The organism is Corynebacterium sp. HMSC04H06, from assembly GCF_001815935.1.
Lineage (GTDB): Bacteria > Actinomycetota > Actinomycetes > Mycobacteriales > Mycobacteriaceae > Corynebacterium.
On record NZ_KV823455.1, the window covers coordinates 1 to 8,210 of the forward strand.

Annotated in this window: 8 protein-coding genes; 4 read left to right on the forward strand and 4 right to left on the reverse strand. The window is 66.4% G+C overall.

The window, feature by feature from the left end:
* Positions 1-1,048 precede the first annotated feature (1,048 nt).
* Complete coding sequence (locus HMPREF3067_RS10140; protein ID WP_070769605.1) at positions 1,049-2,326, reverse strand: glutaminase; 1,278 nt, start codon at positions 2,324-2,326, stop codon at positions 1,049-1,051.
* Positions 2,327-2,360: 34 nt separating this feature from the next.
* Here HMPREF3067_RS10140 and HMPREF3067_RS10145 point away from each other — a divergent pair, with 34 nt between their 5' ends.
* Positions 2,361-2,915, forward strand: coding sequence for a nicotinamidase (locus HMPREF3067_RS10145; protein ID WP_070769606.1), 555 nt, complete (start codon positions 2,361-2,363; stop codon positions 2,913-2,915).
* 113 nt (positions 2,916-3,028) lie between these two features.
* Positions 3,029-4,015, forward strand: a complete 987-nt coding sequence (locus HMPREF3067_RS10150; protein ID WP_070769607.1) for an HNH endonuclease signature motif containing protein — start codon at positions 3,029-3,031, stop codon at positions 4,013-4,015.
* 106 nt (positions 4,016-4,121) lie between these two features.
* Here HMPREF3067_RS10150 and HMPREF3067_RS10155 read toward each other — a convergent pair whose 3' ends face one another.
* Positions 4,122-4,400 carry a DUF3618 domain-containing protein gene (locus tag HMPREF3067_RS10155; RefSeq protein ID WP_070769608.1) on the reverse strand — a complete coding sequence of 93 codons (279 nt, stop codon included), beginning with the start codon at positions 4,398-4,400 and terminating at the stop codon, positions 4,122-4,124.
* Between the two features lie 121 nt (positions 4,401-4,521).
* Between HMPREF3067_RS10155 and bcp the strand changes: the two genes are divergently transcribed.
* Both bcp and HMPREF3067_RS10165 read left to right on the forward strand, forming a co-directional pair.
* Positions 4,522-4,995 carry a thioredoxin-dependent thiol peroxidase gene (gene bcp / locus HMPREF3067_RS10160; RefSeq protein ID WP_070769609.1) on the forward strand — a complete coding sequence of 158 codons (474 nt, stop codon included), beginning with the start codon at positions 4,522-4,524 and terminating at the stop codon, positions 4,993-4,995.
* Between the two features lie 11 nt (positions 4,996-5,006).
* Positions 5,007-5,681: a TetR/AcrR family transcriptional regulator gene (locus HMPREF3067_RS10165; RefSeq protein ID WP_070769610.1), complete on the forward strand. Its 675-nt coding sequence runs from the start codon at positions 5,007-5,009 to the stop codon at positions 5,679-5,681.
* A gap of 46 nt (positions 5,682-5,727) precedes the next feature.
* Here HMPREF3067_RS10165 and HMPREF3067_RS10170 read toward each other — a convergent pair whose 3' ends face one another.
* Both HMPREF3067_RS10170 and HMPREF3067_RS10175 read right to left on the reverse strand, forming a co-directional pair.
* Positions 5,728-6,126, reverse strand: a complete 399-nt coding sequence (locus HMPREF3067_RS10170) for a holo-ACP synthase AcpS (RefSeq protein WP_070769611.1) — start codon at positions 6,124-6,126, stop codon at positions 5,728-5,730.
* Positions 6,127-8,210: beta-ketoacyl synthase N-terminal-like domain-containing protein (locus HMPREF3067_RS10175; protein WP_305764498.1), on the reverse strand; the 2,084-nt coding region annotated here is incomplete at its 5' end.

The following is an 8,210-nucleotide window of genomic DNA, read 5'->3' on the forward strand; positions in this document are numbered from 1 at the left end:
CCCCGCACACAAAGAAACGGACACTCTCGATGAATCTTGCGATCGACACCATCGTAAAATGCTGCACGTTCATCATTGCCGGATAGTCGCTTCTACTGCATATGGGCTCATTTTGTAGTATCCAGACCGAAGCACTTTTAATAGCCGTGCCATGCGTTTGATGCTATAGTTCGCCTTCTCCAGCTGCATTAGTTCGAACTTTTCTGTTCGCGTTGCTTTGCGGCGAAGAACTGCCTCACTCACCCCAACTGATGCTCGTCGGCGATCACGCTCGAGTTTGACTCACCGGCCTAAAGCCCGGCGGAAACACCGATTTCCTTAGCCACATGAGCAATCGGGCGCGCTGACTCGATTACCGGCTTCGCGGCTTCACGCTGGTATTCCGGCGGGTACTTCTTGCGCTATTGACTCACAATGAACACCCTCTCCTACGGACACAAGATCCGTACAAATGGGGTCCACTAAACGAGGGTAACCTCAAATGCGATATGGATTGCCGGGAAGTCGTTGTAGGAACGCCTAAAATTGGCGCGGCGAGGCCGGTAGTTACCCGTCTTTCGTCGCGGAGATTCTCCGGTCACGCGCGGTAGGTAAGGCGCCGACGACGTGGGTATTTTCCGATAGTGCCGTTCCCTTAAACCGCCCGCACTCCGCTAATAATTGGTTCCAGCAAACTATGTCGCATTCGGTAGCGAAAGGACTTATTCCGGAGCGGGTTACTTTGCATGATTTACGGCATACCGCAGCTTTACTCATGGTTTCGGCGGGATCGAATATTAAACCTATTTAACGGCAGTTGAGGAATGCGTCAGCGGCCATGACATTGGATGTGTCCACGGAGCTTTTTTGATGAGGTTTTGCAGGGGTTGGGGCGGCCGTTAGATGAGACTTTTCGGATGTGGTGGGATTGTAATGGGATAGCGAAAACTCGAACGCTTTCCCTGCTTAGGGGCTTAGTGTCCGGGGTTCAAGTCCCTAATGGCGCACCGTCTCCCCCGCGGGCCGTGATTTCACTGGCCAGCGGGGTTTTCAGTTTATACCCCGGTGCCTAGATCTCCTCGCCGGCGATCTCGTAATCCTCGGCGTCATGGACAGGGACCTCGGTGCCGTCGGACATCTTCAGGTCGGTCATCCGGTTGTCCGGATCCACCACGCCGATGTCGTGGCCGGACTCACGCAGGCGGCGCAGGCCCTCCTTCAGCATGCGCCGGCCCATGCGGTTCGACCCGGTCACGCCGGACATGTCCAGCACCACGGCCTCGTTGTCGAAGTCCTGGTCGGCTAGCTCGTAGAGGATGGTCTCCGCGGCGTTGAAGTTGATCTGCCCCTGCAGGCGGAAGACGTAGGTGTCCTCTTCCTCGTGGATATCACGGATGGGCGCGATACCGTAGCGCTCCTCCGTCGACATCAGGTGCAGGCCCATGTCGCGGGAGACCAGCTTGAAGGCCTCCACGCCGCGCACGCTGTTGCCTTCCTTGTTCAGCCGCGGCGAGAACGTCGCGATACCCAACTGGCCCGGCAGCGTACCGATAAGCCCGCCGGCCACGCCCGACTTGGCGGGGATGCCGACCTCGGCCATCCAGCGGCCGGCGCCGTCGTACATGCCGGCCGAACTCATCACCGACAGCGTCAGGCGGCACACGTCCGCGTCCAGGATCTTCTCGCCAGTGACCGGCTGGCGGCCGCCGTTGGCCAGCGTAGCCGACATCACGGCCAGGTCCCGCACGTCGACCAAGAGGGAACACTGGCGGATGTAGGTGGTCACGGCATCGGGCGCCTCGTCCTTGATGATGCCGTAGTTGCGCAGCATGTGCGCCAGGGACAGGTTGCGGTCGGAGTGCTCCAGCTCGGAGCCGCACACGCGCTCGTCCATGCCCAGCTCCCGGCCGGCCAGGCGCGACATATAGGAGCGGATGCGCTCGACGCGCTCGTCGACGGTCGAATCCACGCCGTTAATCAGCTGCGTGACGGCGATGGCGCCCGCGTTGATCATCGGGTTGACCGGCCGGTGATCCTCGGCGTTCAGGGACAGCTCGTTGAAGGCCTCGCCGGAGGGCTCCATGCCGACGATTTCGCGCACCGCGTCCAAGCCCAGCTCCTGCAGCGCGAGCGCATAGACGAAAGGCTTGGAGATGGACTGGATGGTAAAGCGTTCCTCTTTGTCCCCGGCGCTGTAGACGTTGCCCGTGGTCGTGCACATGGCCGCGGCCAGGTAGGACGGGTTGGCGTCGGCCAGCTCGGGGATATAGTCCGCGACGGCGCCGCCGTCGGAGTAGCGCACTTTGTCGAGGATTTCTTCGAGGTAAAAAGGGATCGGAGTTTTCACCCTGACCAGCCTACCGGCAGTTATACTAGTCCTCATGACTACGCACGCCGATGCCCTCCTCGTCGTCGACGTCCAGCACGACTTCTGCCCCGGCGGCGCGCTCGGCACTGAGCGCGGCAACCGGGTAGCAGAGGGCATCGCTGGAGTTATTGCCGATTATCCCGCGGTGGTGGCCACCCTGGACTGGCACATCGACCCGGCCGGGCACTTTTCTGACAACCCCGACTTCGTCGACACGTGGCCGGTGCACTGCCTGGCCGACAGCGAGGGCGCCCGGCTGCACCCGGCGCTGCCGCAGGAGGATATCGACGAGTTTTTCTACAAGGGCGCCTACACCGCCGCCTATTCCGGCTTCGAGGGCGCCAGCCAAGCGGGCACGTCGCTGGCGGACTACCTGCGGGGCCGGGGGATTAAGCGCGTGGACATCGTGGGCATCGCCACCGATCACTGCGTGCGCGCCACGACCCTCGATGCCCTCCGCGAAGGCTTTGCTGTCACCGTGCGCCGGGACCTGTGCTCGCCGGTGAGCGAGGACGCCGCGCAGGCGACCTTCGCCGAGCTGCGCGCCGCCGGGGCCGAGCTGGCCTAAAACCTGTGGGTAACCGCGCGTTGTATTACGTGTAATACAAATTCGGCGAGTTATCCACAGCTTCGGCCGGCTTAACGTTGAGCCGGGGCGCCCGCCTTCCTAGCGTGAGGGTCATGCACGCACTCGAAGCCTCCATCAGAAGCCGTGCCGACGGCATCACGTATCTGTCTCTTGCCCGCGATCTCGACTACGACACCCTTGTAAGCTGGGGCGAAGACCCCCAGTCCGCCCGCACGCTGCTGGGCCTGCGCGATCTGTTCTTTAGCACCGCGTCCTTTTCCGCCCAGCGCGCCGCGGCCTGCGATGCCGCCGCCGAGACCGGCCACAGCTACGCCGCGCTGCTGGCCATCTATAGCCAGGTCAAGCGCCTCAAGCGGCAGTCCGATGCTGTCAGCCTCCTCCTGGAGCTCGCCCGCACCCCGGGCGACGCGAAGAAGCTGCGCTCGCTGGGGCGCAAGCGCGTGAACGACATCCAGCCGCGGCCGCCGCGGCGCCCCGGCGTTAACGTCACCCGGCGCAGCGACGGGACGGCGACGCTGTCGATTACGGCCTCCTCGCTGGATATCGCGGACCTGCACGCGCACATCAAGACCGTCGAGGATGCCCGCGCCGTCTTCGAGGGCGGGGCCGAGCGCCCGCAGATCACCACCAACGTCGTCATCCAGCTGGACGAGTTCGTGCAGCTACTCAACGGCGAAGGCCAGGACGTCGAGCTACAGCTGACCAACGGCGGCCGGCTGACCGGGGCGGAGCTGGTCGGGCGCATCTTGAGCGACTACGGCTACGTCGGACTCTTCCACCCGGTGCACGGCCCGCTGAACCTGTACCGCAGCAAGCGGCTGGCCACGTGGAAGCAGCGCCACTTGGCGATGCTGGAAAACCCCACCTGCGCCTGGCCCGACTGCCGCGCGCCGGCCGAGGACTGCCAGGTCCACCACCTGCGCGCCTGGTCCGCGGGCGGGCACACCAACGCCGACAACCTCGCCACGTTGTGCCGCTACCACAACTCCGTCAACGACGACTCCCCCGCCCGCTCCCGCCGCGGCCGGCTGGTCCGGCGCCATGGACACGTGGTCTGGACCCCGCCCCGCCGGGAATGAACCACCGCGGACGAACCACCGCGGATAAACCATCGGGTACGGAAAAGACCCCCGCCGTTTTATGAGGCGAAGGTCGAATTCGGAATGATTCGGAGTAAGGAGGAAATTACTTGCGCTGCGCGAGTAGGCGCTGCAGTTCCTTGATGTCGCTGGAACGGCGACGGGAACGGAAGACCGCGAAGGCGATTCCACCGACGACGACGGCGGCCACGCCGGCCAGAGCGATCTGAACGTTCTTGTCCTGGAGCTTGTCCTGGGCGGCAGACTTGGCATCGTTAGCCAGGTTCTGCGGGCGGCTGCGGTCGGCCAGCTCGTCCAAGGTGCCGGCCAGTTGGCGACGGGTGCGCTCGATGTCGCGCTGGATGTCCTCAATACTGCGTGCCACGTTCTACTCCTGGTATTTCGCTTAAAGATTATCGGGTACGCGGACATTCTATCGCGTTTGCCGCCAGCGTGACGTATTGACCCAAACTCAGCCACCTGCCGGGCCGGGTATGGTGGATAGCATGACTGACCAACAGCGTTTAGAAGTAGGCGACACCGCCCCCGCGTTCTCCTTAAGCGACGACCAAGGCAACACCGTCAGCCTGAGTGATTTCGCCGGCCAGCAGGTCCTGGTTTATTTCTACCCGCGGGCCAACACCCCGGGCTGCACCAAGGAGGCCTGCGATTTCCGCGACTCTTTGGAGGAACTGAACGACCGGCGCATCGCCGTCGTGGGCATTTCCCCGGATACCCCGGAGAAGCTGGCGACGTTCCGCGCCGATCACGACCTGAATTTCCCGCTGCTGTCCGACCCAGACAAGGAGGTCATGACGGCCTACGGCGCGTTCGGCGAGAAGAAAAACTACGGCAAGGTCGTCCAGGGCGTTATCCGCTCCACATTCTTGGTGGACGCCGAGGGCACTATCGCGCTGGCTAAGTACAACGTCAAGGCCACCGGCCACGTGGCCCGCATCAGCAAAGAACTAGACGCCTAAATTATCCCTCCATGAGCACACCCTCCACCGACAATCCCAAGACCGAAGCGAACGAGCAGGCGGGCACAGCCGAGATCCTGGTCCCGCGCCGGCGGCCGGCGCAGGCCCGTAGCCGCGAGCGGTTCAACCGGATTCTGCAGGCCGCGCGAAGCGTGCTCGTGGACTTAGGCTTTGAGTCTTTCACCTTCGACGAGGTCGCGCGCCGCGCCGAGGTGCCGATTGGCACCTTGTACCAGTTCTTCGCCAACAAATACGTCCTCGTCTGCGAGCTGGACCGCCAGGACACCGCCGAGAACCTGGCGCAGATCCAGCGATTTTCCGAGCACGTCCCGGCACTGCAGTGGCCGGACTTCCTCGACGAGTTCATCGACCACTTGGCCTCGATGTGGCGCAAGGACCCGTCCCGGCGGGCCGTCTGGCACGCCGTCCAGTCCACGCCGGCCACCCGCGCGACCGCCGCGGCCACCGAGCGCGAAATCCTGGAGCCGCTCGCGGATATCCTCGCCCCGCTGGCTACCGGCATGAACTACGAGGAGCGCATAGAGCTGGCCGGCTTCCTGGTCCACACGGTGGTCTCCCTACTCAACTACGCCATCCGCACCGAGGACGCCGACAGCTTCGCCTCCGTCGTCGGCGAGGTCAAGCGCATGCTCGTGGCCTACCTCTTCTCCGTGGCCACGACCTAGAGGCCGCAACCTAGGTGCCGCGACTCGCCCCTCCCCCCCGCACGCGCTAGCAGGAAAGAATCACTGTCGCGACCGCGTAGTCGCCGTCGTGAGAGATGTTGAGGTTGGCCTGCCAGCCGGGGAGGGAGGCATCGATAGCCGTGCGGACCTGGCCGGTCACGTGCAGGCCGACCCTCCCCCACGCGTCCGGCTGGACGCTGACCTCGGCCCAGTCGACCTCGTGTTCCGCCAGCCGCGGCGGGCGCCCGTAGAGCGCCTGCGACCACGCCTTGATAAAGGCCTCCTTGGCCGCCCAGCGCCCCGCCAGGTGCTCCTCCCGGCGCGGCCTAGTCGCGGCCACGCGCTGCTCGAGGGCGGAAAAGACCCGCTCGAAGGTGGTGCCTTCCCGCCCCAGCTGCTCGGCAAAGCCGGGGATGTGGACGATGTCGGTGCCGACCGCGAACATCTAGCTAAGCTCCCCTCCCCGCAGGCGCGCCTGCGGATCTAGCAAGACCTGCGCCTCGTGGTCGGCGCCGCGCCCGCCCAGGTTGCGCCCCGTAGGCCGGGCATAGAGAGCGCCTTGGCCGTGCATGGCGGCATCGCGGCGCTCCCTCCCGGCGCGCTCGCGGCGGGCGGCCTGGGTGCGCCACTCGTTGAGCGCGAACTCGCCCTTGGCCTGACGCAGCGCCTGGGCGAACGCGCCTGGGTGCACCACGGCGATAAGCGCCGAGACGTGCCCAAAGCCCAGGGAGGTCACCAGCCCGGCCTTGATTTCCGCCGGCAGCGGGGTGCGCGGCCAGACCAGGTCGGAAAAGCGGCGCAGCTGCGGGTCGACGCAGTCCAGGGCCCGGTTCGGCGGGATGATACCGCGCCGCATGACCTGCATGAGCCCGATGAGCTGGAAGGCCGCCGCCCCGCCCTTGGCGTGCCCGGTCAGGTGCTTTTGCGAAATCACGTACAGCGGGTTGCCGGGGGTACGCCCGCTGGCCCGCGCCAGGCGCTGGTGCAGGTCGGATTCGTTCGGGTCATTGGCCTCCGTGGAGGTGTCGTGCTTGCTAATAACGCGCACGTCGTCGGCGTCCAGCCCGTACGGGGCGAGCGCGTCCGCCAGCCGGTTGTCCCGGGCGGCCGAAAGTGCGCCCAGCCCGGGCGCGGGGATGGAGGTGTGCGCCCCGTCGGCAAAGGACTCCGCAAACGCCACCACGCCTAACACCGGCAGGCCCAGCTCCGCCGCCAAGTCGCCGCGGGTCAGCAGCAGCGCGCCGCCGCCGGCGGATTCCACGAAGCCGGCGCGCCGCCGGTCGTTGGGGCGGCTGAAATAGCGCTCGGCGATGCCCGCCGCCGCCAGCGCGGCAGAATCCGCCGTGGCGGCCATCGCGCCAAAGCCAGTCACGGATTCCACGCTCATGTCGTCGACGCCGCCGGCCACCACGAAGTCGGCCTTGCCCAGCCGCAGCTTGTCGGCGGCTTCCTCGACGGAGACCGCCGCGGTCGCGCACGCGGCCACCGGGTGGACCATCTGCCCGTAGCCGCCCACGTAGTCCTGCATGACGTGCGCGGCGATGACATTGGGCAGCGCCTCCTGCAGCACGTCGTTGTTGTGCGGCTGGCCCAGCAGGCGGTCGACGTAGAGGCCACGCAGCGAGGACACCCCGCCCATCCCGGTGCCCTGGGTATTGCTGACCCGCGCCGGGTGGACGTGGGAGAGCAGCTCGGCGGGGCTAAACCCGGCGGAGGTAAACGCCTCGACCGTGCAGATGAGGTTCCACACGGCCAGGCGGTCCAGGTTCTCCAGCATGTCGGCGGGGATGCCGTAGGCGGCTGGGTCGAAGCCGTCGGGCAGCTGGCCGCCCACGAACCGGGTCATCACGGTGCGCCGCGGCACGCGGATTTCGCTCCCCTTCGGGCGGGTGACCTCCCAGGCATCCCCGGCGGGGCGCACCCGAGCGCCGGCGGCGGCGAAGTCGCGGGCACTGTCGGCGTCGGCGGTGCTGAAGGTCAGGTCGCGGTCCAGGTAGACCGTGGTCAGCTCGCCGGCGAGGTTGTCGCTAATGCCGGCATCGTCGCGCAGGCGGCGCACGCCGACGCTGGCCATGACCTCGTCGTGGAAGCGGGCGTAGATATCGGCCTCGGCCACCGGCTCCCCGGCGGCGTCGACCCAGCCGTCCTCCCAGTGGATAAGCCCCATCGACCAGGCCAGCTCCACCACGCCGGCGGCGCTGAGGTCGCCGCCGAGCTCCGCCTCGAAGCGGGTGCGCGCGCTGCCCCAGGGGCCGAGCTCGCCCGCGCCGACGACGACCACCATCTCCTCTAGGCCGGCCGCGACCTCACCGAAGTCCGGCTCCGGGGCTGGGGCCGGGGCCTCGGCCAGGTTGGGCAGGACCGGCACGACCCGCGCGTCCGGCTCCGCCACGGCCTCTGCCACGGCTGCCGATGCCTCCCGCCGCAGCGCCGCCAAATCCACGTCCGCGGCGGCTAGTCCCCCGGTCAGGTCCAGCGCGACCGGCTCCTCGCGCGCGGCGCGGCGGGCGGCCGGGTTGGCGCCTTCGG